This window comes from Streptomyces glaucescens, assembly GCF_002154375.1.
Lineage (GTDB): Bacteria > Actinomycetota > Actinomycetes > Streptomycetales > Streptomycetaceae > Streptomyces > Streptomyces glaucescens.
Genome location: NZ_MUND01001016.1, coordinates 276 through 612, shown reverse-complemented (window position 1 = coordinate 612; position 337 = coordinate 276). Strand labels below are relative to the sequence as shown.

The following is a 337-nucleotide window of genomic DNA, read 5'->3' as shown; positions in this document are numbered from 1 at the left end:
CGGGCGGGGGTTGCTGCTCGTCGACGCGCTGGCCGACCGGTGGGAGGTGCTGGACCGCGTACCGGGCAAGACCGTGCGGGCGGAGGTCGATCTGCCGGGTTGGATTTCTGTGTGAACCGTTGACGCGGAAACAGTTCGATTCTACGTTCCCGTTCGCAGTGGCGATCGACGTTCGAAATATCGAAAGAAGAACGGGAGCACCCCCACATGAGCCGCACCCGCGCCACCCTCCTGGCCATCCCGGCCGCCGCCCTCCTCGCCCTGGTCCCCTCCACGGCGTCGGCGTATCCCAACCCCGGCCACGTCACCGGGTCCACCGTCGTCCACGACCCGACGA

2 pseudogenes are annotated in these 337 nt (G+C 68.0%); both read left to right on the top strand.

Going from position 1 to position 337, the window contains the following annotated elements:
- Window positions 1-115 (top strand): annotated as a pseudogene (locus CCN42_RS45450) (ATP-binding protein); the annotation flags it as partial.
- A gap of 92 nt (window positions 116-207) precedes the next feature.
- Window positions 208-337: pseudogene (locus CCN42_RS45445) on the top strand (arabinan endo-1,5-alpha-L-arabinosidase); the annotation flags it as partial.